The organism is Mesorhizobium sp. M5C.F.Cr.IN.023.01.1.1 (assembly GCF_003997585.1).
Classification (GTDB): domain Bacteria; phylum Pseudomonadota; class Alphaproteobacteria; order Rhizobiales; family Rhizobiaceae; genus Mesorhizobium; species Mesorhizobium wenxiniae.
In genome coordinates, this window is sequence record NZ_RZSU01000273.1 from 1 (window position 1) to 247 (window position 247).

The 247-nt window shown below is 63.2% G+C and carries 1 protein-coding gene; it reads left to right on the top strand.

Annotated elements, in window-relative coordinates; all coding sequences use genetic code 11:
• Positions 1 to 66: 66 nt before the first annotated feature.
• A partial coding sequence (locus EOA78_RS37870) for a DOPA 4,5-dioxygenase family protein (RefSeq protein ID WP_281034110.1) occupies positions 67 to 247 on the top strand: 181 nt, incomplete at its 3' end.

A 247-nucleotide genomic window follows, 5' to 3' on the forward strand; every position in this document is an offset into this window, starting at 1 on the left:
CCTCGCCGCTACAGATGAATTGGCGCGAGGAGCGCAGGTTAGCAATGGATCGCGCGTCGCCGATTTCTGGGCGGGACTTGGCGGCAGCCGAAAGCGAGCAGGTTATGTCAGCTTTTAGGAAACCACGGCGGCCTGAGCATCCTCATCCACCCGAACACCACCAACCCCAAGCGCGACCATCTGGTCGACCCGATCTGGATCGGGCGGGCGCTAGCGGTGAAGGGGGAGGTGCTTGGCGAGGAGGATG